This is a genomic window from Spirillospora sp. NPDC046719 (assembly GCF_040645715.1).
GTDB lineage: Bacteria > Actinomycetota > Actinomycetes > Streptosporangiales > Streptosporangiaceae > Spirillospora.
The window spans coordinates 1-24,983 of sequence record NZ_JBEYYT010000059.1 but is presented as its reverse complement, the minus strand read 5'-3'; the positions used below and the strand labels follow the sequence as shown (position 1 = coordinate 24,983).

20 protein-coding genes are annotated in these 24,983 nt (G+C 74.3%); 5 read left to right on the top strand and 15 right to left on the bottom strand.

Annotation, left to right across the window (positions count from 1 at the left end; genetic code table 11):
* The first annotated feature begins 136 nt into the window (after positions 1–136).
* Positions 137–1,384, top strand: coding sequence for a hypothetical protein (locus ABZ914_RS13515; protein WP_500193237.1), 1,248 nt, complete (start codon positions 137–139; stop codon positions 1,382–1,384).
* Between the two features lie 68 nt (positions 1,385–1,452).
* On the opposite strand, the gene ABZ914_RS13510 is transcribed toward ABZ914_RS13515, so the two are convergent.
* The 6 genes from ABZ914_RS13510 to ABZ914_RS13485 form a co-directional block, all read right to left on the bottom strand.
* Entirely contained in the window at positions 1,453–2,634 is a 1,182-nt protein-coding gene (locus ABZ914_RS13510; protein WP_500193236.1) for a Cmx/CmrA family chloramphenicol efflux MFS transporter, read from the bottom strand.
* A 72-nt stretch (positions 2,635–2,706) separates the two neighbouring features.
* Entirely contained in the window at positions 2,707–3,282 is a 576-nt protein-coding gene (locus ABZ914_RS13505; protein WP_500193235.1) for a TetR/AcrR family transcriptional regulator, read from the bottom strand.
* Positions 3,283–3,325: 43 nt separating this feature from the next.
* Positions 3,326–7,204, bottom strand: coding sequence for an SAV_2336 N-terminal domain-related protein (locus ABZ914_RS13500; protein WP_500193234.1), 3,879 nt, complete (start codon positions 7,202–7,204; stop codon positions 3,326–3,328).
* On the bottom strand, positions 7,197–8,171 hold the full coding sequence (locus ABZ914_RS13495) for an AAA family ATPase (protein WP_500193233.1): 975 nt from the start codon (positions 8,169–8,171) through the stop codon (positions 7,197–7,199). The genes ABZ914_RS13500 and ABZ914_RS13495 overlap by 8 nt, the downstream gene beginning before the upstream one ends.
* Positions 8,172–9,842 carry a VMAP-C domain-containing protein gene (locus ABZ914_RS13490; protein ID WP_500193232.1) on the bottom strand — a complete coding sequence of 557 codons (1,671 nt, stop codon included), beginning with the start codon at positions 9,840–9,842 and terminating at the stop codon, positions 8,172–8,174. It lies immediately after the preceding gene.
* Entirely contained in the window at positions 9,843–10,178 is a 336-nt protein-coding gene (locus tag ABZ914_RS13485; protein ID WP_387022366.1) for a CU044_2847 family protein, read from the bottom strand.
* Between the two features lie 113 nt (positions 10,179–10,291).
* Between ABZ914_RS13485 and ABZ914_RS13480 the strand changes: the two genes are divergently transcribed.
* On the top strand, positions 10,292–10,633 hold the full coding sequence (locus ABZ914_RS13480) for an MmcQ/YjbR family DNA-binding protein (RefSeq protein WP_433246359.1): 342 nt from the start codon (positions 10,292–10,294) through the stop codon (positions 10,631–10,633).
* On the opposite strand, the gene ABZ914_RS13475 is transcribed toward ABZ914_RS13480, so the two are convergent.
* Positions 10,628–11,620, bottom strand: coding sequence for an alpha/beta hydrolase (locus ABZ914_RS13475; RefSeq protein WP_500193231.1), 993 nt, complete (start codon positions 11,618–11,620; stop codon positions 10,628–10,630). The genes ABZ914_RS13480 and ABZ914_RS13475 overlap by 6 nt on opposite strands.
* A gap of 85 nt (positions 11,621–11,705) precedes the next feature.
* Between ABZ914_RS13475 and ABZ914_RS13470 the strand changes: the two genes are divergently transcribed.
* Positions 11,706–12,251: a PadR family transcriptional regulator gene (locus ABZ914_RS13470; RefSeq protein ID WP_500193230.1), complete on the top strand. Its 546-nt coding sequence runs from the start codon at positions 11,706–11,708 to the stop codon at positions 12,249–12,251.
* On the opposite strand, the gene ABZ914_RS13465 is transcribed toward ABZ914_RS13470, so the two are convergent.
* From ABZ914_RS13465 to ABZ914_RS13440, 6 genes are all read right to left on the bottom strand, one after another.
* A complete protein-coding gene (locus ABZ914_RS13465; protein ID WP_500193229.1) occupies positions 12,248–13,006 on the bottom strand; it encodes a hypothetical protein in 759 nt (252 codons plus the stop codon). The two genes, ABZ914_RS13470 and ABZ914_RS13465, sit on opposite strands and share 4 nt — an antisense overlap.
* Positions 13,007–13,054: 48 nt before the next feature.
* The gene (locus tag ABZ914_RS13460; protein ID WP_500193228.1) at positions 13,055–14,914 is read right to left on the bottom strand and encodes an endonuclease/exonuclease/phosphatase family protein; all 1,860 of its coding nucleotides are present in this window, start codon (positions 14,912–14,914) and stop codon (positions 13,055–13,057) included.
* An 84-nt stretch (positions 14,915–14,998) separates the two neighbouring features.
* The gene (locus tag ABZ914_RS13455) at positions 14,999–16,474 is read right to left on the bottom strand and encodes a hypothetical protein (RefSeq protein ID WP_500193227.1); all 1,476 of its coding nucleotides are present in this window, start codon (positions 16,472–16,474) and stop codon (positions 14,999–15,001) included.
* 120 nt (positions 16,475–16,594) lie between these two features.
* Positions 16,595–18,352, bottom strand: a complete 1,758-nt coding sequence (locus tag ABZ914_RS13450) for a serine/threonine-protein kinase (protein ID WP_500193226.1) — start codon at positions 18,350–18,352, stop codon at positions 16,595–16,597.
* Entirely contained in the window at positions 18,349–19,041 is a 693-nt protein-coding gene (locus tag ABZ914_RS13445) for a hypothetical protein (RefSeq protein WP_500193224.1), read from the bottom strand. The genes ABZ914_RS13450 and ABZ914_RS13445 overlap by 4 nt, the downstream gene beginning before the upstream one ends.
* Before the next feature lie 106 nt (positions 19,042–19,147).
* Positions 19,148–19,741, bottom strand: a complete 594-nt coding sequence (locus tag ABZ914_RS13440; protein ID WP_500193223.1) for a hypothetical protein — start codon at positions 19,739–19,741, stop codon at positions 19,148–19,150.
* 154 nt (positions 19,742–19,895) lie between these two features.
* Between ABZ914_RS13440 and ABZ914_RS13435 the strand changes: the two genes are divergently transcribed.
* A complete protein-coding gene (locus ABZ914_RS13435) occupies positions 19,896–20,852 on the top strand; it encodes a zinc-binding dehydrogenase (RefSeq protein WP_500193222.1) in 957 nt (318 codons plus the stop codon).
* Here ABZ914_RS13435 and ABZ914_RS13430 read toward each other — a convergent pair.
* On the bottom strand, positions 20,836–22,014 hold the full coding sequence (locus ABZ914_RS13430; protein WP_500193221.1) for an alpha/beta hydrolase family protein: 1,179 nt from the start codon (positions 22,012–22,014) through the stop codon (positions 20,836–20,838). The two genes, ABZ914_RS13435 and ABZ914_RS13430, sit on opposite strands and share 17 nt — an antisense overlap.
* 154 nt (positions 22,015–22,168) lie before the next feature.
* On the opposite strand from ABZ914_RS13430, the gene ABZ914_RS13425 reads away from it, so the two are divergent.
* Positions 22,169–24,073: a glycohydrolase toxin TNT-related protein gene (locus ABZ914_RS13425; RefSeq protein ID WP_500193220.1), complete on the top strand. Its 1,905-nt coding sequence runs from the start codon at positions 22,169–22,171 to the stop codon at positions 24,071–24,073.
* Between the two features lie 34 nt (positions 24,074–24,107).
* On the opposite strand, the gene ABZ914_RS13420 is transcribed toward ABZ914_RS13425, so the two are convergent.
* Complete coding sequence (locus tag ABZ914_RS13420) at positions 24,108–24,803, bottom strand: hypothetical protein (protein WP_500193219.1); 696 nt, start codon at positions 24,801–24,803, stop codon at positions 24,108–24,110.
* Between the last annotated feature and the right edge of the window lie 180 nt (positions 24,804–24,983).

The window sequence follows — 24,983 nt, the reverse complement described above, 5'->3', positions numbered from 1 at the left end:
GCCGTCCCGTCCGCCGTCGGGCGGCCGGACGCCCGCGGCGCGGTTCCGGTTCACCCGGCCGGTGTAATGGTCATTTGCCTTTCCGTCGACGGTGCGGGGGGTTTTCCGCGATACGGCGCCGGAAAGGAGGGGCGTCGTGATGATCATGAAATGGAGAGTGAGCGGGCGGCGGCCGGCCGTCGCCGCCCTGGCGGCCGGCGTCCCGCTGGCCGCGCTGGTGGCGTCCGTCCCCGCCGTCGTCGGACCCCAGCCCGCGGCGGCGTCGGCCTCGGCGCGGGACGCGGCGCCGCGCAAGGCGGACTTCGGCCTGCGGCGCGGCGCGAACCTCGACCGTCCGCTGCGCGCGCTCGGGCAGAGACTGACCAAGAGCGGCGTCCAGGCGCTGATCAACGGCTCGGGGCAGCGCCGCCTCACCGGCGGCTGCGCCGCGGCGGCCAAGGTGCCCGCCGGGGCGCGCGCCTACTGCTTCGACAAGCAGGACTCGGCGACCCGCAAGTGGTACCCGCAGGGCGTCACGACCGTCTCGGACGCGGCGGTCGACGGCCGGTGGGGGACCGGCCGCCCGATCCTGGTGTCCTGGCACAACGACGGCGCCGTCCGGCTCACGTTCGTGAACCCGGACCGGCGCACCTACCGGCACGTCCTGCTCGTCTACCCGGCGATGCGGGACGGGAGGGTCTCCTACGGCGACATCGACCTGCACGCCGGCGGCATCGCCTGGTTCGGCGACAAGCTGTACGTCGCCGACACCCGCGCGGGCCTGCGCGAGTTCGACATGCGGCAGATCTACGACCTCGGCCGCAGCCGGAACGGGTCCACGGACCACGCGGACTGGGTCGGCCTGCGCGGCGGCAGGTACTACGGGCACGGGTACCGGTACGTCATGCCGCAGACGGGCAACTGGCAGTACGCCCACGGCTGGGCCGGCGCCAGGTGCGCGGGCCACGGCGCGCCGCGCGTGTCGTGGATGTCGGTCGACCGCACCACCCGCGGCCCGTCGCTCGTCGCGGGCGAGTACTGCAAGGAGCGGGAGCCGCGCGGGCGCGTCGCGACGTGGCCGCTGCGCAACGGCACCGGCCTGGTCGCCGGGTCCGGCGGCGTCGCCTACCCGAACTGGGTCGCGAGCCTTCCCGGCGACCGCGTGCAGGGCGGCGTCCGCGCCCACGGCCACTGGTGGTTCACGCAGAGCCACGGCTCCGAGCGCGGCACGATGCTCCAGGCCGACCAGCGCGGGCATGGCTGGAGCCACCTGTCCAAGCGGACCATCTCCTACGGTCCCGAGGACCTGAGCTGCTACCGCGCCCAGCACCGCGTCTGGACGCTCGCCGAGTACCCGGACAAGCGCGCACTCTGGGGTCTGCACGCCCCGCAGTGCCGCTGGTAGCCGACATATGCGGGACGGGCCGGCGCGGACGCCCGCGCCGGCCCGTCCCGTCCCGTCCCGCGTCCGGCTCACGCGTTGACGGCGACCTTCCGCTCCTCCTGCCGGACCGTCCGCCGGCCCGCCCGGCCCAGCGCCACCGTCGCGAGCGCCGCGACGCCGAGCCCGGCGCCGATCCACGCGGTCGACGCGTACCCGGCCCCCGCGTCCAGCGCCAGCCCGCCCAGCCACGGCCCCGCGGTGATGCCGACGTTGAACGCCGAGGTGTTCGTCGCCGCGACGAGCGTCGGCGACCCGTCCGTCAGGGCGAACACCCGCGAGTTCAGCGCCGGGTTGGTCGCGAACCCGAACGCGCCCAGCAGGAACACCAGGGCGACCGCCGGCGCCGCCGAGTCGAGCGTCAGCGCCAGCGCGGCGGACACCGCGACGAGCCCGGCGATCCCCGCGTACAGCAGCGGGACGGTCCGCGCGTCCGCCAGCCGCCCGCCCAGCGTGATCCCGATCAGCGAGCCCGCCCCGTACAGCGCCAGCACGCCCGGCACCCACCGCTCCGGGATGCCCGTCGCGTCCTCCAGCATCGCCCCGAGGTAGCTGAACACGACCAGCAGCGCGCCCGTGGCCAGCGCCGTCGTCGCGTAGGCCAGCCACAGCCGCGGCCGCGCCATCGCCCGCAGCTCGTCCCGGACGCGCGGCGCCGTCCCGGTCCGGGCGCCGCCCTTCACCGTCGCCGCGACCGCGGCCATCGCCGCCGCCGACATCGCCGCGACCGCCCAGAACGCCGACCGCCAGCCGAGGTGCTGCCCGAGCACCGTCCCGGCGGGCAGCCCGACGATCGTGGCGAGCGTGAGCCCGCCCGCGACGATCCCCATCGCGCGTCCCCGCGCGTCCGCCGGCACCAGGCCGATCGCCGTCGCCGCCGCGACCGCCCAGAACCCCGCGTACACGAACGCGCCCGCGACGCGCGTCGCGAACAGCACCCCGTACCCGGGCGTCAGCGCGCCCGCCGCGTGCATGACCGCGAAGACCCCGAGGAACGCCAGCAGCGCCCGCCGGTGCGGCCAGCGCAGCGTGAGGACGGCCAGCACCGGCGCCCCCACCAGCATCCCGGCCGCGAACGCCGAGATCAGCAGCCCCGCGTCCGGCACGGACACGCCGAGGTCCGCCGCCATCTGCGGCAGCAGCCCCGCCAGCATCATCTCCGAGGTGCCCTGGGCGAAGATCGCCAAGCCCAGGACATAGACCGCCAGTGGCATCGCACGCCCCTCTTTTGGATTGATCAGTTCAAAATTCGGCCGAGAAAAAAGGCGGCACCGCCGCCGCCTCCGTCAGATCGCCGCCATGGCCGTGTCGGCGATCGCCCGCAGCGTCCGCTCGTCCGCGCCGCCGCGCGCCGCGACCCGCATCCCGGCGATCGCCGCCACCACGAAGTGCGCCAGAGCGCCCGCGTCCTTGCCCGCGTCGATCTCGCCGGACCGCTGCCCGGCCTCGATCGCGCCCCGCAGTGCCGCGAGCCGCTTCTCCTGGTCCCTGCGCAGGTGCCCGGCGACGTCCTCGTCCCGCGGCGCCATCTCGATCATGGTGTTCACCACGAGGCAGCCGACCGGATCCTCCGCCGGCGCCTCCACGGCCCAGCCCAGCACCGTCCGCAGCCGTTCCCGGACGGGCCGCCCCGCGTCCTCCAGCACCTCCACGGCGTTCGCCGTCCGGACGTCCATGTACCGCGTCAGCGCCCGCGTGAACAGGTCGTGCTTGCTGCTGAAGGTGTTGTAGATGCTGCTGCGCCCGAGCCCGGTCGCCTCGCACAGCTCCTGCGTCGACGTCGCCTCGTACCCGCGCTCCCAGAACGCCCGCATGGCGGCCTCCACCGCCCGCTCCTCCTCGAACTGCCTCGGTCTCGCCATGCGCCGACCCTAACACGTTATGGACAGCTCGATCCAATACTCTTCAGTCCGCCTCCGCGATCTGCATCAGCCGGTGCGTCCCGCGCCGGCTGAAGGTGGCCCGGCCCCGGGGACCCCGCCCGCCGGGAGGCGGCGGAACCTCCCACAGCCGCGCCTCCTGGCCGGAGTACCCCGTCAGGACGGCGGGCGCGCCGAGCCAGTGCAGCCTCGTGGTGACCGGGTCGAGAGCGACACCGGCCGGGGACTCGTGCTGGTTCAGGATGAGGTGCAGGTCGTTGACCTTGCTCTGCTCCAGCGACGGCAGCAGAGGCAGCAGCGGGTCGCCGTCGTCCAGGGGGATGCGCCCCGTCACCACGAGATAGATGCCGATGCCCTGCCCGATGCGCCGGCGCAGCGCGATGTTCCCCATCACCGCGCCGACGATCTCCGCCATCTCCGCCTGTGTGCGCCCGTACCGTGCCAGGACGTTCCGCGTCAGCCCCGCCGCGAACCCGCTCAGCCGGCCTCTGGGATCGAGCAGGTAGATGGCGCGGTCCTGCACGGGATGGCGGGCCGCGATCTCGCGGATGAGGTGGCGGACCAGGGCCGCCCGGCCCGTGTCCGAGGGGCCGGAGATGAGCAGGTGCCGGTCGGCCTTCAGATCCAGGAGGACGGGCTCGTGCGTCCGGTCGGCGATTCCGATGGGTATGCGACGGCCGGGGACCTCCGGCAGCTCGTCGGCGTGCAGCACGTCCGGCAGATCGGGCGAGGGCGCCTCGGGGGAAGCCGGGTCAGCCGGTCGGGCCCACTCGGCCGCCTGCTCGGCGAAGGCGGCGATGGCGCGTTCGGACGGGAGGGGGGCCGGGGTGAACCGGAGCGGTGCGTCGCCGGTCGCCACGAAGTAGGCGTCGCCGTCGGGGAAGGGAAGGCTCGCCCGGCCGAGGACGGTCCGGAGTTCGGCGGGCGGCAGGCGGTTCGCGGCCATCCGCCAGTCGAGCAGCGGCAGGAAGCGGTTCCAGATCGTGGTGTTCTCGACGGTGGACGACGCCAAGATCAGCTTCACGCCGAGCGTTCTGCCGCGCTGCGCGAGATGGAGGAGCGTTTCCCCTACCTCGCGCCTGCCGGACGGGAACGTCAACGACAAGTCCGCCATCACCACCAGGTGCGGCAACTCTTCAGGTGACGCATGGCCTCTGCGCGTGTCCAGCTCGGCCGACAGGAAGTCGATGAACTCCTGCAGCTCGCGCGGCCTGCCCAGCAGCTCCTCTTCGGAGTGGAGGACGTGCGGGAGGGGGAGCGCGTCGCCCAGCGGATGCTCGCCCAGCCCGGCGAAGGCGAACGTCATCTGGGAGGGCGGGTATTTGGCGGCGAGCGCGAGTGCGATCACTCGCAGGACATGCCGCCGGGCGTGGACGTCGCCTACGACCAAGCCCGAGCCGCCGGCCGCGAGATCGAGAGAAGGGGCAGCGAACTCGTTCCCCTCTGGGTCATGCCCGATGCGCGGCGGCCTGGGGACCGAGACGGGCAGTCTCCATGCGTTGGTGAACGCCGCCCCCAGGCCGGCCCCGTTCAAGGCGAGGACGTCGTCCGCTGCGGAGGGCGGGGGCGGCGAGGACGGTCCGGCGCCGGAAGGCGGCTCCGCGGGTTCGGCGGGTTCGGCGGGTGCGGCAGGTGCGGCGGGTTCGTCGGGCCAGGGGAGGCGCGGGGGGCGAGGGCCGCGTCGGCGCATGCGCTCGACGATCGGGTCGCTGTCGGAGAGCGGGATGTGCGCGGGCCGGAAGGTCACCGGCGTGATCCCGTCGTGCGTCAGGGACGCCGTGCCGCCGCCTTCCGGGCCGGGGACGGTGATCCGCCATCGCGGCGGGAAGGGGAGATCGGTCTCGTCCGGCGAGCAGAACACGAACCGGATTCCTTGGGACGGCCCCTCCTCGCACAGGCGGAACAGGGGGTCCTGCAGCTCGGGGCGTGCGCCGAGGAGGGGGCCGACGTTGTCGATGACCACGACGAGGACGGGGAACGCGGCGGGGGCCCCGTCTCCCCGCGTTCGCGATCGCACGGCCTCGCGGCGGGACCGCTCGGTTTCCAGGGCCGTGAGCAGGCGGGGAAAGAGCGGGGAGTCGATCGACATGCTGTGGACGGCGGTGACGACGTGCGGGAGGCTTCCCAGACCGACGAAGGACGCGCCGCCGGAGAAGTCGGCGAACGCGAGCGCGGCCGTGGCGGGGGAGTGGCCGAGGGCGAGGCTGAACAGCAGCGTCCGGAGGACGCGGTCGCGTTCGGCGCGGGGGCCGACGATCGTCCCGTGCGGCGTGCCCCGGCCGTCGCGCAGGAGGTCGACCCAGACCGTCCTGCCGGTGCCGTCGACGCCTACGGCGGTGGGGTGCCGGGGGCGGTCCCAGTCGTCGCCGATCAGGTCGTCCACCGGTGTTCCGAGGACGTCCAGGAGGTGCGGAGCGGGCGAGGCCGGCGCCGGCGGGGCCGCCGGCGCGGGGCTGGTGAGCAGCGCGAAGTGGGGGGTGTCGGCGGTGAGGGCGAGGGGGCCGTCGGCGGTGGCGAGGAGGGCGCGGAAGGTCTCGGCGGTGCCGCCGGCGCGCCGCTCGATCTCGGCGGAGACGGCTTCGAGGACGCGGCGGGTGTGCTGGGCCTCGGGGCGCGGGAGGGTGTCGAGGAGGGCCTCGCGGGCGCCGGGGACGAACTCGTAGCGGACGTCGTCCAGCGGCCGGAGCAGCCCGCTGAGCAGGACCTCGGCGAGGCGGCCGGGGTCGGAGCCGCCGAGGACGCCGTGCTGGATGAGCCGCATCACCGGCAGGGACGGCACGGAGACGGCGACGTGGGCGGCGAGCTCGGCGGCGTCGGCGGAGGCGGTGCGCAGGAAGCGGCGGACGCGTTCGGCGACGGGGACGTCGCGGTCGGAGGGAGCGGGGCCGGACGGCCCGGACGGCAGGGTCGCGATCGCGGCGGGCTGCGGGCCCGCACCGGAGACGAGCCGGGCCCAGGCGCCGAACCAGCGGGGCGCGACCTCCAGGACGGGGACGGGCACGCCGGGCGGCGGGGCGCCGTCGAGGGGCGTGAAGCGCAGGCCGGTATTGGGGCCGCCGGGGCGGGGCAGGACGGCGACGCCGGGGGTGGTGGGGGCGGCGGTGCGCCGCCAGAGGCTCTCGGCGAGGGGCTGGAGGATCGCGGTGGGGCCGGCCTGGGCCCAGCGGCGGACGGCGGGGGCGGCGCGCCCGTTCCACCAGTGCGGTCCGGAGCAGTCGCTGAGGAGGAGGACGGCGTGCCGTCCGGACGCGTCCTGGAGTGTGCCGGGGGCGCGCGGGGACGACCCGGGGGCGGAGGAGACGCGGCCGGTGGCGGTGAGATAGGCGACGCCGACGTTCTGGAAAGCGCCCTGCCTCAGCAGCGCCTCGGTGAGCTCGCGGGCGAGGGGGCGCCACAGCCGCATGGTGGGGCCGGTGTCGACGACGAGGGTGAGCGTCAGCCAGCGTTCGGACTCGGGGACGAGGACCGGCGTCCACAGCCGGGTGTCGGCGATGCGCTCGGCGGTGGCGTCCTCGTCGAGTTGGCGGCGGTGCCGGGACGGGACGCGCCGCTTGACGGGGCGGAGCGCGCGCTGCACGCCGAGGGGGTCGGACAGCATCGGCGCGGTCGGGACGAGCACTTCGGCGGCCGTCCCGGCGGGCGGCGCGGTGCCGGTGGCGGGACGGTGGTGCAGCGCGGTGCGGGGTTCTTCCGGTGCGGGTCCGGGCGGCTCCGCGAGGCCGTCGGGCCCGGCCGGCGGCGGACCGGGCACCGCGGGCGGGACCGGGTCCGGGGCGGGCGCGGCGGGCTCGTCCGGCGCGGGCGCGATGTGGGCGGCGAGCCACAGCAGCTCGCTCAGCTCGCGCGCGTCGGGCGCGCCGTGCGGGGAGACGGCGCCGAGGACCTCGCGGAGCCGGTCAATCATCGTCGAGGGGCCCGCCGAGCCGCCGCATGATCCGGTCGGCGAGGGCGGCGCGGTCGGCGGCGCCGGCGTGCCGGCACAGGTAGACGGCGTTGAGGAGCTGGTCGGTGGCGAGGGTGCCGGACGCGGAGCGCTCGAAGAACCGGCGGACGAGGTCGTCGCTGCGGTCGGCGAGGTCGCCGAGGTGTTCGCGGACGATGGCGGACAGCTCGGCCTCGTCGGCGGGCTGGCGGAGCTCGACGGTGACGCAGCGGCGCAGGAACGCGGGCGGGAACTCGCGCTCGCCGTTGCTGGTCATCACCACGAGCGGGAACGCGTTGCAGCGGACGGTCCCGGCGGTGACGGCGACCCGGGAGCCGGGGCCGTCGGCGGTCATGACGTCGGCGGACGGGTCCGCGCGCCGGGTCAGCTCGGGGATCTCGTACTCGCCCTTCTCGAAGATGGTGAGCAGGTCGTTGGGCAGGTCGATGTCGCTCTTGTCGATCTCGTCGACGAGCAGGACGCGCGGCCGGGCGTAGGGGAGCAGCGCGGTGCCGAGCGGGCCGAGCCGGATGTAGCGGCCGATGTCCTCGTCGGCCGCGGGGGCGTCGCCGTCGCGGGCGGCGTACAGGCGGGTGAGGGGGTCGTACTGGTAGAGCCCGTCGCGGAGGGTCGTCCGGCTGGTGATGGGCCAGTGCAGGACGGGTCCGAGGCCGAGTTCGTGCGCGACCGCGTAGGCGAGCGTCGACTTGCCGGTGCCGGGCGGGCCGGTGACGAGCAGCGGGCGCCGCAGGTACAGGGCGGCGTTGACCTGCTGGACGGCGTCGTCCGAGGGCCGGTACGTGGTGGCCTGGTGGGCGTTGCCGGAGCCGCCGGACGGCGCGGGCAGCAGCGGGCCGCCGTCGAAGGCCCGCCAGGGCGGGGGCGGCGGCAGCCTGTCGATGCCGTCGTGCCGGCTTCGGCTACCGGTGTAGAGCAGCCAGTCGGGCATCTATTCCTCCATGGCGAGCCGGGGGTCGGCGGGCAGCCGGGACGGGTCGTCCCACAGCAGGGTGAGGTCGCGCCCGCAGTGCGGGGCGTCCTTCGGGGCGCCGAGGGCCTTGCGGCGCAGATCGAGCGCGATGTGGGGGAGCTCTTCGGGGCGGGCGTCGCGGACGGCGGCGGCGAGCGCCGCGCCGAGGCGGTGGCCCTGGCAGTCGTCGTGGGCGGGACCGCTGCAGGTGGTCCGCGTCCACAGCATCACGGGGACGCCGTTGCCGAGCGCGGCGGCGAGCCGGGCCTTGGACGGGGACGTCGTGTAGACGAGGGCGCAGTGGTCGGGGTTGGCCTCGAGCCAGTCCTGGAAGGCGGCGGCGCCGCGGTGGTCGTCGCACCCGATGACCCGCGGGTCGGTGCGGCCGCGCTCCTTCAGGACCCGCCAGCGCTGGTGGGCCTGGTCGCGCCGGATCGAGCCGGGCCGCAGCCGTTTCACGTCCCGGACGACCAGCGGGTACCGCCGCATGGGCGTCCTGTCCTCGACGTCGATGTACCAGCGTTCGAACGGCTTGCCGAGCCAGCCCTCCGGGACCGCGAACTCGATCATCCAGCGTCCGCCGACGAGTGCGCGGCTCGCGAGGGCCACCGCGTCCTGGACGGTGCCGCGGACCTCGCTCTCCGGGACGCGGACGGTGGCCTGCGCGGTCTGGTCGGCGTCGTTGAACCACGTGTGGACGGTGAGGTCGTACTCCTTGGGGAAGGTGGCGTGCTCGAGCCGGACGATGACCGAGGCGGGCGCGGGCGCCTCCCGCGCGGGCTCGACGCCGGGGAGGTGCCACCGGGCCCAGGCGGCGAACCGCCGCCGGTGCGGTTCGGGGAGCCGCCCGCCGAGGGCGCCGAGGTAGCCGGCGAGCCGCTGCTCCGGGAAGCCCTCGGCGACGTAGCGGACGGACGCCCACGCGGAGCCGAACCGTTCGCGGGGGCGGCGGCCGACGGCGCGTTCGAGGTCGGCGGCGAGCGCCTCGGTGAACGGCACGTCCTTCAGCAGCGCCCGCAGGTCGCTCCGGGCCGTCCCGGTGAGCCAGCGCAGCGGCAGCAGGTCGTCGAGCGGCTCCCAGTGGGCGCGGAGGCGGGAGAGGGGGAGCATCCAGCCGATCCCGGCGCGGCCGCCGCGCAGCTCGGCGTCGGTGACCATGCCGATGACCTCGCCGGTCGCGATGTCGTAGACGGCGGACCCGCTGTACCCCTTCTCCAGCGGGACGCCGTGGACGGTCCGGATCTCCCACCACTCGTTGCGGGTCAGCAGGTGCGGGCCCGTCGTGACGGTGGCGTGCCGCTCGTTGTCGTCCTTGCGCGCGGGGAACCCGTACACGCCGAACTCGCGGCCGCCCGCGGCGAGCCCGCCGGCGTCGTCGGGGTCGGCCAGCGCCGCCGGCTCGAACGGGACGGGCTCCTCGAGCTCCAGCACCGCGACGTCGCCGACGTCGCCGGGGCTCCGCCAGCCGCCGGACGCGACGACCCGGGCGGGCAGGTCCTCGGCGAGGCCGGGGAACCCGACGCGCGGGTCGTCCAGGCCGGTGACGGTGTGTGCGCAGGTCAGCAGCCGGGTGGGGGTGACCAGGAACGCCGCGCCGAGCTTGCCCGCGCCGGGCGTCCCGACCCAGGCGCGCCACTGCCAGTCGCCCACCTACTCCTCCCCGGCGGCGGCCTTCGGCTCGCCCCAGGTCATCTTGACCTTCAGGTGGCCCTCCACGGTCGTCTTCGCGATGACGGCGCCGGCGGCGGCGTTCAGCTTGACCCCGAACTCCAGCTCGACCGCGTCGGGCTTGAGGTCGCCGCCGCGCAGCGCGGCGAGCGCCGCCTCCGCCGCGTCCCGGACCTGCTGGAACGAGTCCTCGAGCTTGGCGGTGGCGGTGCCGATCAGGTCGCCGCCGCGGGAGACGGCGTCCATGCCGGGGTCGTCGTCGTCGCTCTCGACGACGATGCTGCCGTGCTCGGTCTGCCAGCGCACCAGTTCGCTCACGTTCCCCGTCCCCTCGACGTCCGGCGTCGCGCCGCCCCGCCAATGTAACAAGATCATCAAGTGCGGGGCGGGGGTCGGTGATACTTTTCCGGCGATGGCCATGGGAGGTCAACGTGATCACGGTCGGGCAGGTGCGGGCGCTGGCGGTGACGCTGCCCCGCACGTCGGAGCACCTCATCAGGGACCGGGTGAAGTTCCGCGTCGGCTCGATCGTCTACGTGGCGTTCTCGCGGGACGAGACGGTGATGGGGTTCGCGTTCCCGAAGGAGGAGCGGGCGGCGCTCGTCGCGTCCGAGCCGGGCAAGTTCCGGCTGCCGGGGGAGTCGGACCTGCGGTTCAACTGGGTCGAGGCGTGGACGGCGGCGCTGGACGAGCCCGAGATGCGCGAGCTGGTCATGGAGGCGTGGCGGATGGTCGTCCCGAAGAAGGTCGCCGCCGCCCGCCTCGGCTCATGACGTGACCGCCGCGCCGAGCGGCGTGTCGAGCGGCGTGTCGAGCGGGGCCGCGAGCGCGGTGCGGAGCGCCGCGAGCCAGTGCCGGGTGGTGCGCCGCGCCAGGCCGGTGCCCGGTGCGGACGCCTCGAACAGGTGCCACGCGCCCGGCACGTCCTTCACCTCGACCGGGACGCCCGCCTCCATCAGCCGCCGCGCGTAGTCCAGGCCCTCGTCGCGCAGCGGGTCGAGCCCGCAGGTCAGGACGTAGGCGGGCGGCAGGCCGGACAGGTCGCCGGCCCGCGCCGGAGCCGCGTAGGGGGAGACGGCTCCGGGCGGGAGGTAGGCGTCCCACATCGCGCGGAGCTTGGCGCGGTTGGTCAGGCGCGGGTCGGTGATCCGGTGGGCGGACGGGGTGTCGAGCCGGTCGTCCAGGCAGGGGATCAGCAGGGTCTGGAACGCGAGGGCGGGGCCGCCCCGGTCGCGGGCCGCGAGGGACAGCGCGGCGGACAGGCAGCCGCCCGCCGACGCGCCCGCCACGGCGATCCGCGCCGGGTCGGCGCCCAGGCGGGCGGCGTTCGCGGCCAGCCAGCACAGGACGGCGTAGCAGTCCTCGAATCCGGCGGGGAACGGGTGCTCCGGCACCAGCCGGTAGTGGACGTTCACGACGAGCGAGCCCGTCTCGGTGCAGGCGTCGCGGGCCATCGGGCTGGGGCCGTCCAGCTCGCCGTAGCTGAACCCGCCGCCGTGGATGTAGAGGACGGCGGGCAGCGGACCGGGCGCGGCGCCGGCGGGCCGCAGGATCTGCACGGGGACCGTGTTGCCGTCCGGCCCCGGGACGGTCGTCTCCTCGATGAGGACGGTGCCGTCGGCGGGCCGCGTCAGCGGGGCCATCAGCGCCTTGAACCCGGCGCGCGTCGCCTCGATGTCGGCGAGCGGGTCGTCCGGCCTCGGCGCCATCCCGGCGAGGATCCCGGCGAGTTCGGGGTGCACGTCCATGCGGTCTCCCATGGTCTCAGTGATACCGTCTCAACGGTATGGACGATATGGTCTCAGTGAGACGGTGTCAAGGCGCCGGCGATCGAGGGGAGGGCGCATGGAGGAACCCGGCGTGCAGGCGTGCGCGGTGCTCGGGCTGATCGCCCGGCACGGCCCGATGACGCCCTACGAGCTGAAGGCGCGCGTCGAGGAGAGCGTCGAGCCGTTCTGGCCCATCCCGCACGCGCAGCTCTACCGCATCCCCGCCCGCCTCGCCGAGGACGGGCTGCTCCGCGAGGAGACCGAGGAGGGCGGGCGCCGCCGCCGCGTCTTCCACCTCACCGGCGCCGGCCGCGCCGCGCTGCGCCGCTGGCTCGCCGACCCCGGCGGCCCCCGGATCGAGACCCGCGACCCCGCGCAGCTGAAACTGTTCTTCGCCGACCTCGGCGACCCCGCGGACGTCGTCGCGCTGGCCCGCGAGCAGGCCGCGCTGCACCGCCGCTGGCTCGCGGACTACCGCGAGCGCCGCGCCGCCCTCGACCCGTCCGACGAGGTCAGGCTGACCTCACGGGCCCGCATCCTCAAGCTCGGCATCATGCACGAGCAGGCCTACGTCGACTTCTGGGAGCACCTCGCCGAGCACCCCGACGACCTCGACCTCTAGTGCGGCGGCGGCTGCGGGTGGATCGCGCTCCCCGCGTCGCAGCCGCCCTCGCCCGGCGTCCGCTGCGCCCGGCTCGGCGTCCACGTGCTGGTCCGGCCCGGCGCGACGCGGGCGAGCGTGCAGTCCAGCGCGTCGTCCAGGTAGGGGTGGGGACGGGCGGTCAGCGCCACGCCGACCACCTTCCCCTCCTTGCGGACGTCGACGCCGATCTTCGGGTCCAGGCGCAGGGACGCGACCGCCGCGCGGACCTCCGCCTCGTCCACCGTGCCGCCGGACGGGACGCGCGGCAGCGCCCTCGCCAGCCGTTCGTCCGGGATGCGCGGGGTCTGCGGCCAGGGCTCGAACGCCATCGGCGCGCCCGGCGGGCAGGTCACCTCGCGCGTCCCGTAGCGGTGCCATTCGGTCGTCGTGGAGAACGACAGCTCGAAGCAGCGGGTCACCGTCACCGGCTCGCTCTCCCCCCAGGCCGAGCCGGTGCCCGAGGTGCGCAAGACCAGCCTCATGCCCCTGCCCGCGGTCGACGTGCCGGTCACCTTCATGACCTCGACGCCGTCGAGGCCGGCGGCCCGGTGCGCCACGTCCCGGGCCGGCCAGACCCGCGAGCTGTAGAGCCTGTCGCCCGCCTTGTCGGCGGCGTCGCGCGCGCTTTCCACCGCCCTGTCCTCGGCACTGGCGCCGGACGCGGGGAACGGCGCCCCGCCGCAGCCCGCCAAGGCGAGGGCGACGGCGGACAGGACGATCACGAGTCGGCGCATGCGCTCATGCTCGCGGCCCGGCGGACGCGGCGGCATCCGCTCAGGTACTCATTTCACGTCGAGGGTGACCGCGATCGGGCGGTGGTCGGAGTAGGCCACCGGCTCGTTGGCCTGGTCGCGCCCGGTCAGCTCCGGCGTGACGAGCACCTGGTCGATCTGCTGGACGGGACGCGGCGCGGCGGGGAACGTCGCGAACGGCCGCGCCGAGGCGAGCGCGTCGATCAGCCCCGCCCCGAGCAGGACCCGCCACGGCGCACTGCCGGGCTCCAGGTTCATGTCGCCCGCCATTACGACCTGCCGCCCGCCGCGCGCCGCCTCCCGGGCCAGCCGGGCGAGCTGCTCGGCCTGCCCGAGGTCCGTCCAGCCGTCCGGCGGCTGCGTGTGCGTCGCGATCACCGTGAGGTCGCGGCCCTTCCACCGCACCCCCACGCGCAGCGCCTCCGCGCCGGTCGGGCCGCCCTTCACCAGCGGCGTGTTCCGGACGGACGTGACCGGCAGGTCGGTGAGCACCGCGTCGCCCCACACCTCGTCACCCGCGGGCGCCCAGACCGCGCGGAGCCCGAGCCGCTCGGCGATCAGCCGGAGCGAGTCGCGGCCGCCGTTCAGCATCCACGCCCGGTCCACCTCGCTGAGCACCACGATGTGCGGCCGCAGTCTGCGGAGCGCGTCCGCCTGGTGGGTGACGGTCATCGTGCCGTCCAGGCCGTAGCCCATCCGCAGGTTGTACGCGGCGAGCCGCAGCCCGCCGTCGTCCACCGGCCGCCACTTCGGCCCGGTGTCCCGCCACAGCGGGACCGCCGCGACCGCGACGACGGCGACCACCGCCGTGCCCGCCGCCCACGCGCCGACCCCGCGCGGTTCCGCCGCGCGGGGTGCCCGGACGGCCAGCGCCGCCGTCCCGAGCGCGGTCACGACCGGCACCCAGCGGTTCGGCGTGCCCAGGTCGTAGGCGGAGTAGTAGGCGAACATCAGCACGACGAACAGCAGCCAGCCGCCCGCCATCGCCGTCCCGCGCCGGCCGGGACGGTCCGGGCCGGGGACGCGCGCCGCCCAGCCGAGGCAGCCCGCGAGCGCGAGCTGCCCGAGGACCTGCGCGCCGACCGTCCAGCCCGGCGAGACGCCGTGCACGCCGCCGACCGTCGCCCGTCCCGCCGCGAACCCCAGCGCCGACAGCACGAGCCCGGCCGCCGGGACGAGCGGGTGCCGCGTCCAGAACCGCGGGCGCGCCGCCACCGCCACCGACAGCACCGCCACCGCGGCGATCAGCGCCGCCGCGACCCCGCCGGACCAGCCCGCGCTCGCCTGCGCGTGCCCCGGGTTGCCCGTGTAGACGCCCCAGAGCAGCACGGACAGCCCGGCGCCCAGCCACGCCCGGGGTGCCGCCGGCTCCCCGTCCGCCTCCCGGTGCCGCGCCAGCGCCACGGCGAACAGCGCGAGGTAGACCAGCAGCGGGATCCACGGCACGATGCCCGCCCGCCATACGAGGTCGATGCCCTCGATCGCCGCCTGCAGTGCCGTCGCCACCGCCAGGCCCGCCACGAAACCCGTCATCGCGGGCGCCGTGTCCCGGGTGCTCATCGCGGTGGCGACCAGCCAGACCAGCCCGGCGAGCAGCCCGATGCTCGCGGTGTAGAGCTGCGGGTCGCCGCCGTCGGTGGCCTGCAGCGCGATCCGCGCGACGATCAGCGCCGCGCCGCCGCCGAGCGCCAGCCGCCGCGCCGGGACCAGCCGCGCCAGCGGCACCGTGAGGAACGCGGCGACGAACCACGACAGCGCGTACGCGCCCATCACCTCGGCCGGCGTCTCGCCCGCGCTGCCGACCAGCGTGATCAGCGACGGCAGGAAGACGCGCAGCACATCGGTCAGGACCAGGACGCCGAACAGCACGTCGAACCGGATGCGCGCCACGGGGCCTCCCTCAGCAAGAATGTGAAGGAGTCTCACGTATAGCCCGGTGCGGGCGCAATACCCGCGACGATCTTCGTGCGGCCGTCAGGCCTTGGCCGGCTGGACCTCCGCCTTCTCCAGCTCCGCCCGCGTGGCCCCCGGCCCGTCCGCGGCCTTCCGCCGCCCCCACACCAGCGCCGCCGCGAAGCACGCGAACGGCACCGCGGGCAGCATGTACCGGTAGTCGAAGTCCACCGTGACCGGCGGGATCGCCAGCAGCGTCACCGACGTCACCCACAGCAGCGCGATCTCCCGCCGCCGCCCGCGCCGCCGCAGCAGCAGCCCCGCGAGCCCCGCCAGCAGCACCGCGCCGAGCATCGTCCCGCGCACGAACACCTGCTTCTGGTACGCGCGCAGCCAGCCCGCGAACGGATCGACGATATGCGTCCGCCCCGACCCGTGCCCGTACTCCCGGACCACCGAGACCCGGTCACCTCCGCCGATCAACGGCAGCGGCTTCTCCCCCTGCGCCCACGGCCGCGTCGGGAAGTGATACCGCGCCTCCGTCCCGACGGTCGGATAACGGTGCCGCTTCCACGAGAACGTCCGCACGAAGAAGTCGTAGGAAACGGCCTTCACATAATCGAGCGGCTGCGTCCGGATCGCCCACAACGCGAATTCCTGCGCCTGCTCGTTGGTCCTCTCGTCGAACGGCTTCCCGTTCGTCCAGCCCGTCGGCGAGTTCTCCACCCAGATCTGGTGCGACGCCGCGGGGCGCTCGTCCGGCGACCCGTACGGGCACAGATGCGCCAGGTCAGCCGGCGGCGTGTGCCTGTCGCAGTCCGCGAACGTCGACGTCCGCCCCCACAGGAAGATCCCGTCCACCCCGGTCATCCCGAACCGGCCGTAATCGGAGTGGAACCACACCGCGTACCCGCCCAGCGGCAGCACGAACGCCGCCGCCAGCGCCGCGAACGACGTCCACCGCGCCCGCCTCAGCAGCAGGTACAGCAGCGCGATCACGAACAGCGGAACCCCCACCGTCCGGGTGACCGCCGCCACTCCCAGCAGCGCCCCCACCAGCCCGGCCCGCCGCCATCCGGCCCCACCCGGCCGCGCCAGCAGCAGCATCGCCCCGAGGATCAGCACGGTGAACACCGTGTCCGACAGGACCAGATGCTCCAGCTCCGCCTGGTAGGCGTCCAGCAGCAGCGGCGCCACCGCCAGCGCCGCGACCCACCGCCGGACCCCGAAGTTCCGGACCAGCGCCGCATACCCGACGACCGCGATCCCCACGATCGCCGCATGCTGGACCGCCGTCACCAGCGCCAGGCTGTGGAACGGCTTCAGCCCCCACAGGAACAGCCCGTAACCGGACGGCCGCAGCGGATGCGGGAACGGGCCGTCCGCGATCCGCAGGAAGTCGAAACTGTCGTTGAACCACAGCGCGGGCGGGAACCCCAGCACCACGAACACCCGCAGCACGATCCCCGCCAGCAGCAGCACCGAGAACGACCGGTTACCCGCCACCGCGGCGCGCACCGGCCCGAACCTGAGGCGGCCGAGAACAGGGGAGAGCAACACCAGGACCCTAACTGTGGACGTCCGCGCCACGATAGCGCCTGTCCCGCGAGCCACCACAACGATCACCGACCCGCGTCCCCGCCCCGAAGCCCGCCCCCTGAGGCCGGGCTTGCCCGCTCACCCGTCCAGCACTTGGATCACGGGTGCGGACCCTTCGTTGACCGTCCCCATCGCCTCCTGCGACACCCCGGCCCTCGTACCGGTGATCCGCATCGGGCCGATCGGCGTGACCAGATACTTCCCAGGCGCGAGGACGTCCTTCCTCGGCACCTTGAGCGTGAAGGTCTGGGTCCAGCTGCTCATGAAAGCGCACTCGGAGGGGACGTACGGCTCAGATCTATTAGTGATCTTGCTCTTTGCGGATACGGGGACGGCGCCTGTTCCGGTGGGAAGCTCGTGCCGCTCCGCCGGCGGGATCCTGTAGAAGAAGAGGTCCTTGCCATATGCCGGCCCCCCTTCGTTATGCCATCCGAAACTGTAATTGCCTTCGACGTCAGTACGTTTGGTCTTCTCGCCGAAGCACTGGCGGCGGCCTCCGGGCAGGTATTTGCCGCCGGACGGCGTGCGTGCGTGGAAGTGCTCGACCAGCCGGAGAGTCGTCCCCGGCTTCACTCTCGCCGGTGTGACCTCGAGCTTCAGGTCCATATAAGGGGTTTCCGACGCGGGCATGTCGGGCTGGCCGACCAGGACGCCCGGGTGAGTCCAGTAGGCATGGATGCCGCCGTGGCTCTCCCCTCCGACGCCTGGCCCCGCAGGCCACAACACCCAGGCCGCGATGGCTCCGCCCACGCCGACGCCCGCGATCGCCGTCGCGCCCTTCGTTCCGCCGAGCTTGGCGAGTACGCCCTTGGACGTCGAGGCGCCGGTCGTCGCCGCCGTATCCGCCGACGCCGCCGCATGCATGACGCCCGCTGCGGCATGGCCGGCGGCCCCCGAGGCCACCGCGCCGATCCCTGTCGACGACGCGCCATGGGCGAGCACCGCGCCGCCGAGCATGGCCAGGGGCACGGCCGCCGCGACGCTCGCCGCAAGGGCGCCGAGCGCGATCGCGCCTCTCCGCTCCCAATCCGGTCCGTACTCGCGCACGGCGAGCGCTTCGAGTTCGCTCACGAACTCCAGCGCGTTCCAGGTTCGCTCCGAAGGGCTCTTGGCCAGCCCACGTTGGACGAGCGGATGCAGCGGCTCGGGCAGTTGCTCCAGGGGTAGTTGCGCATGCGCGTGCTGTGTCCGGAGCTCTTCCAGGGTCGTGCCCGGGAAAGGCTTCCGTCCGGTGACGCATTCCACGAACACGCAGGTCGCCGCATAGAGGTCCGTCGCCGGAGTGGCGGGCTCCCCGTCCCACTGCTCGGGTGCCATGTACGCGGGTGTTCCGGCGTGGCCCCCTTGGCCGGTCAGGACGGCGATGCCGAAGTCGATCAGCTTGCTCTGGCCGTCGTCCTGGACGAGGACGTTCGCCGGCTTGTAATCGCGATGGACGACACCCACCGCATGTGCCGCCGCCAAACCGAGCAGTGAGCCCTTCAACGTCGTCAGTGCGGCTTCCGGCACGAGCGGCTCGCCGTGTTCATCCAGCACTCGCCGGAGCGACCGTCCGGGAATCGCTTCGAGGACGATCGCGGCTCCCTGCGGATACTCCACGTAGTAGAACAAGCGGGCCACATGAGGATCGACGACCCGCCGGAGGAGTTCCGCCTCGCTCCGGAAAGTGTCCCGAGCGGTGGTGCTCGTTAGAAGGTCCCCGGCCAGGTACTTGATCGCGACCGCCGGCCCGCCCGTCTCGTGCCGTGCGAGAACGACCGCCCCTTGCGCCCCCGAGCCGAGTTCCTCGATCTCGATGTAGCCGGGAACCTTCCAGCCTTGCGGTTGGTGCGTCACCGGCCGGTGGTGGTCTGGATCTCGTCGACGACGAGCGGCGTGGGCACCGAGGTCTGCTGCTGCGGAGCGAGGGCGCCGCCGGCACCCTGGCAATCGTCACCTGTGCACGTCCAATGGACGGTCCATGTGACGGTCGCGGTGATCTTGTACGAGCCGCCGGGCTGTGCCGCCGACGACCGCTGATAGGTGTAGCTGCAGGCCTTGTCCTCTTTGCCGTCGCCGGCGCCGCAGGTCAGTTGCTTCTCGCCGAGATTCCAGACGACGGACTCGGGCGTCGCTTCGGCCTGGACGGTCTGTGCTCCGACCGTGATCGGTTCCGTGTGCACAGGATCGAATCCGGTCACCCACAGTGAGGTGCGGACGCGCACGTACGTCTTGTCGGCCGGGGCGGTGTGCACCGTCGGGGCGCGGAAGACCGCGGTGTCCATGGCGTGCTGCACAAGCAGGAAGGTGTTGGGCGGCGCCGGTGCGAGCGGAGCCGCGCCGCCGGGTACGGGAGCGACGCCGATGCCCTGGTTGGGGTTCAGGTCGATGGGGGGCGGAGCCGCGTCGGAGCCGCCTCCTCCGCCTCCTCCGCCTCCTCCCGATCCGCCTCCTCCGCCGGACCCGCCGCCGATCACACCGGTCAGGTTGCAGTCGATATGTCCCGCAGGCCCCGTGCAGCCCGCGGCCATGGCGGCCGAGGACACGAAGACGGAGGGGACCAGAGCCGTCGACGCTGCGATCGCGCAGTGAGCGGCTCTGCGTCTGATCGGGTTTCGAGGAGACATCACGTGTCCTTCGCTGAACGAGGCGTCAGCATGCGCCGTCGCGGGCCGTGGCGGCGACCTTCCAGGTGCCTGAGTCGTACTGGAGCGTCGTCCGATAGACGTAGGCGCCGCCGCTCCCGCCGCCCGTGCGTTTGCCGGTCGTCGCGGAGTACCGGTAGCCGCCGAGAGTGCGCACGCAATCGACGACGTAGACCTTGGTGCCGTCGGTCGACCGTGCGTATACGCGCGGATTCAGGGTCTTCGTGAACCGCCAGATCTCGCCCTTGGCCTTGGTGGACTCGATGTCCTTGGTGAGCTGGGCGAGGAGGGGGTCCATGGCGACGGCGGGGAGGCCGCTGGGGTCGTTGGTGGCGTAGGCCTGCTTGTAGGCGGCCTGGTAGGCGCGGTAGCGCTCGATGACCGTCTTGTAGAGCTGCGCGGTCGGCACGGCGGACGGGGCGGGCGCGGCGGTGGCGGGGGCGGCGCCGCCGGTGTCGAAGGTGCCTTCGGGGCTGAGGGCGCCGGACGACGGGTGGGACGCGCCGCAGCCGGTGAGGAGCGCGAGCGGGACGGCGGCGGCGAGCGGAATCGCGGCGCGCTGGAGCCGCGGCGGGGAGGAACGGACCAACCGGGCGCGCATCGCCATCCCTGAGCGGCAGCCGACAACGGGGCGGAATACGCGCGAAAGCTTACAGAGATGGGTGTGGCGAGAAAAGGGATTCGTTGCGGGGCGTTGACCTCGATCTTGGTTGAGGTTGCATGCTGGAGGGACGAATCGTGAACGGAGGGGCGCTGTGCGTGCGGTGTGGCTGAGGGAGTTCGGTGGTCCGGAGGTGCTGGTGCCGGGGGAGGCGCCCGATCCGGTGCCCGGCGACGGGCAGGTGCTCGTCGCGGTGGAGTACGCGAATGTCACCTTCGTGGAGACGCAGATGCGGGCCGGGAACGGGCCGCAGCCGTTCGCGCCGCGGCTCCCGATGGTCCCGGGGAACGGTGTCGGCGGGACGGTGGCGGCGGTGGGTCCGGGGGCCGATCCGGGTCTGGTCGGGCGGCGGGTCGTGAGCAGCCTGAAGGGCAGCGGCGGGTACGCGGAGCTGGCGGTGGCGGACGCGGAGGGCCTGTTCGAGGTGCCGGACGGGCTGCCGCTGGACGAGGCGGTCGCGCTGCTGGCCGATGGGCGGACGGCGACGCTGATGATGCGGGCGGCGCGTCCGGCGAAGGGGGAGCGGGTGCTGGTGGAGGCCGCGGCGGGCGGGGTCGGGACGCTGCTCGTCCAGCTCGCGAAGGCGGAGGGCGCGGTGGTGGTCGCGGCGGCCGGGGGGCCGCACAAGACGGAGACGGCGCTGCGGCTCGGCGCGGACGAGGCGGTCGACTACCGGGAGCCGGGCTGGAGCGAGGGCGTAGGCCCGGTGGACGTGGTGTTCGACGGGGTCGGCGGGGACGTGGCGCGGGAGGCGTTCACGCTCCTCCGCGCGGGCGGACGGATGGTCAGTTTCGGGCTGGCGAGCGGCGAGTGGGCCGGCGTCCCGGAGGAGGCGGCGCAAGCGCGGCAGGTCGCGCTCATGCACCCGAAGCCGTCGCCGCAGGAGATCCGGGACGCGGCGCGGAGCGCGTTGCGGGAGGCGGCGGCCGGACGGCTGCGCCCGGTGATCGGGCAGCGGTTCCCGCTCCAGAACGCGGCGGACGCGCATGCCGCGATCCAGTCCCGCGCGACCACGGGGAAGACGCTGCTGGTGGTCAGCGGACCTTCGTGAGGAAGAGGCGCAGGGCGGTCTCGTAGGCGGACGGGTCGACGTTCCACGCCTCGGTGTGGTCGCCCTGCGCCGCGATGTGGGTGACCATGCCGGGCGGCGCCGTCCGGGCGAAGGTGAACGCGGGGCCGTTGGCGACGGTGGCGTCGTCGGCGGTGGTGAACAGCAGGGTCGGCGTGCGCAGCTTGGGGGCGTAGCGGCGCTGGTCGTAGTCCTTCAGGTCGATGCCGATGCGCCGTTCGAGGACGGTCTTGGCGACGCTGGTGACGAACGCCGGCAGGTGGCGGGCGTCGCCCTGCTTGTCGAGGGTGGCGTTCCAGTCCATGACGGGGGAGTCGAGGACGACGCCGCGGACGAACGACGGGTCGTGCCGCAGCGCCGTCATCACCATCGCGCCGCCCATCGACCATCCGTACAGGACGACGCCGGTGGCGCCGTTCGCGCGCGCGTAGGAGACGGCGGACTCGACGTCCTTCCATTCGGTGTCGCCCAGGTGGTTCTTGTGGTCGCGGGACTTCGGCGCGCCGACGTCGTTGCGGTACGCGATCGACAGCATGGGCAGGCCGAGGCCCTGGACGGTCCGCATGGCGCGGAACGTCTCGGCCTTGTCGGCGTTGCGGCCGTGCACGGCGATGACCCAGGTGTTCTTGGGGGACGACCCGGGCAGCAGCCACGCGGGCATGGCGCCGAGCTCGGTCGGGTAGGTGACGTCCTTGAAGTCGAGCCCGAGCGCCGACCGCGGGTCGCCGGAGTACACCCAGTGGTCGATGCCGGCCGCGGCGCCCTTGACGGGCGTCCCGTGGGAGACCGACAGCACCTTCCGGACGACGTGGTCCTCGCCGCCGCCGACGACGGGGCCGAGCAGGGCGCGGCCGCCGTGCTTCCAGACGAGCGCCCACGTGCCGGGGCGCTCCGTCTCGGGCTCGCGGGGGAGCGTGACGGTGCCGTCCGAGACGTCCTCGATGGTGAACGGGTACTCGGCGGAGTGGTCGACCTCGGTGGCGACGCCCGCGAAGTACCAGCCGACGCCGCCGACCGCCGCGCACAGCAGGACGGCGACCGCGGTGATCGTCGCCATCAGGACGCGGGCGCGGCGGCGGCGCCGCGCGGCGGCCGGCCGGCCGGGCGGCGCGGGGGCCGCTGATTCGGGGGCATCGGTGGACACGACATAGGACGTTAGCCCACGTCCCAGGGGACTCCGGGCGCCTCGACGGCCATGCACCCGAGCGTCCGTGACGCCGGGTCCCGCCGCAATGGACCGATCCGTGCGGTTAACCTGCCGCTCAGGTTCCATCGGGATCACATGAGGGGACGCGCGGGTGACGGGGCAGAGCGAGCGGATCGCGGAGATCGAGGAGCGGATCGTCCGGTTCGCGCGGCAGACCGCGCCGCCGCGCTGGCGCCGCATCGACCTGCGGTGCGCGGCGACCGTGGTGGCGAGCGACGTGACCCTGACGATGCTGACCGGCGAGAACGCGGTGGTGCCCGCCGAGGTCGTCCCGGACGAGCTGTCGGCCCTGCTGGTGGAGCTGCGGCGCGCGCACTACCTGTCGGAGCAGGGCACCTGGTTCTCGATGCTGGCGATCGTCGAGCCCGCCGCGTCGCTGTTCCTCTACAACGACGCGTTCGACCCGGGGTGGGACCCGCCCGCGCCCGTGGAGGCGTGGCGGCGCGACCAGATCGTGATGCCGCGCGACGGCGCGAACGTCCCGGGCTGGCTGCGCGACCGGCTGGAGGGCCGGGAACCGGCCGAGCCCGCCGAGCGGCCCGTCCCGGCGCCGCTGGACCCGGTCGAGCAGACGGAGCTGCTGGCGGGCCCGTTCACGGTGCTGGTCGCCGACCACGCGCCGCCGTTCTGGGAGCGGATCTCCGGCCACTACCAGGCGGTCGGCGGGCATGTGGAGTTCCCGCCGATGACGGTGCGGAAGGCGGACGGGACGACCGCGTCCTGGGCGCCGCCCGCCGCCGCGGCCGGGCTGCTCGACCGGCTGCGCGCCGGCACCCACGCGTTCCAGGGCGCCACGTGGTCCCGGATCGACGTCGAGGTCGTGTACGGGGACGGCGACGCCCGGTGCCGCGCGAGCTTCACCTATGACGAGGAGCCCCGCTGGGCTTCCGAGCCGTCCGCGGACGACGTCCGGCACGAGCTGGAGCGGCTCCCGCGCCGGGACGTCCCGGAGTGGATGGCGCGGCGCCTGGGCCCCGCGCCGGTCGCGCCCCCGCAGCCGACGCGGTTCGAGAGCCCGGTGCGGAAGGCCCGCGTGTTCGACCGGGCCGGGACGGACGGCGGCCCGCCCGAGGTGTCGCGCCCGCCCGTCCCGCCGGAGGAGGCCGAGCGGGTCGTCCGGTACCTGGAGGGCGCGCCGACCGTCATGGCGGCCCGGTCGAGCGCCCCCGACCTGCTCGATCCGTCGCGCGGCGAGCGCGTCCCGCTCACCTTCCACACCGACGGCGCGTGGGTGTGGTCGGGGGCGGTCGGCTACTACCTGCGCGAGCACGGCGTCCCGCCGGAGCCGGACCTGGTCGCGCACATCCGCGCGCGCCGGTTCGCGGTCCCGGCCGTCGGCGACGATGCGATGGACGCGGCGAGCGCCGCCGCGATGGGGCGCACCGCGCCGCGCGGCATCCGGACGGAGCCCGAGCCGGAGCAGTGGCTCGCCCTCCTCCAGAACCGTCTGGACGCCCTGCAGGTCGATCGTGCGCGCTACCGGCTCCGCGGCGAGGAGGACGGGGCGTGGTGCCTCGTCCAGGAGAAGGCGGGCTGGACGGTCTTCCACCTCGACCACGGTGAACGGACCCGGCAGGCCGCTTTCGACGACGGGGAACAGGCCGCCGCGTATCTCCTCGGCAGCCTGCTCATGGTGGTGCCGCAGCAGCAGACCATCGAGATCCCGAAGATCCAGCCGTTGAAGGGGGAGCCGCCGCTCTCTCTCCTGCGCGACCGTCAGATCACCGAGCTTCCCGCAGGAACCGAGGTGGACCGCTACGGAGGCCACGGCGGGAACACCGCCTACGCCGCGCGCACACCGTTCCCCCAACGCTCGCTGCCCGCAGACTGGCAGGAACGCGAGTACCACGTGTACCGGCTACTGCGCCCCTTGCAGGCCCTCACCGGAACCGCGGTGCCGTGGTTCGAGCAGCCCGGTGGCGGGACGGCGTACGTGTTCGAACGCTCGATCGCCTACCTCCTCGCCGACGGCACCCTCCTGGAGGTGCACGACTGAGGGCGGTGTACGGCGGTGCCGGTGTACGGCTCGGCTAGGCGGCGCCGATGGCGGAGACCAGGCCTAGGGCCAGCGTCAGGTCGAGGTGGATGAACGTCTCCAGCTTCGCGCCCGGCGGGACGTCCGGGTCCGCGGCGATCTCGTCGAGGACGGCCAGCGCGGCCGGGCTGTCCAGGTCGTTGCCGAGCGCGCGCTCCGCCTTGCGGGCGTAGTCGCGGTCCATCGGGCGCCCCGGGCTGCGCGCCCACCCCGCGACGAGGCTCCGCCACGCGTCCAGCCGCGCGGCGGCCGTCATGAACCGGGACGCCGTCAGTACGAGCGGGTCGCGGTACGGCACCTCCAGCATCGCCAGCCGCGCCGCGAGGGGGTCCATGGACGCGTTCGCCATGACCGAGTACCAGTCGCCGGTCTCGTGCGGGACGAGCACCCAGTGCCCGGCGACGTCGACGTTCGTCGAGGAGGCGATGTAGAGGTCGGCCTCCGGCGGCGGCGCGTCCCAGCTGAGGAGCTCGAACGGCGCGATGTTGTAGTCCGTCCAGTCGCGGTCGTGGACGGACAGGTCCGGCGAGCACGCCACCGGGACCCCGCGCCCGGCGCGTTCGGCGACCCGCCGCAGCAGGTCGGCGACCACGAGGGCGCGGTGCCCGGCCCCTTCGAGGACCTGGACGCGCAGGACCCGCCCCGGCGGGACCTCTTCGGCCTGCCCGGTGCGATGGTCGTAGAGGCGCATGCCCCCAACCCTAAGCAACCCGCCCGAACCGCCCGCCTTCCGGCCCCCGGTCGGCCGGGCCGCCGGTCAGCGGGCGGACCCGTCCGGCGCTCCCGCAGGGGCGGGCGCAGGCCCCGGCACCGGCCCTGCCGCAGGCCCCGGCACCGGCCCTGGCGGAGGCCCTGGCACCGGCCCCGGAGC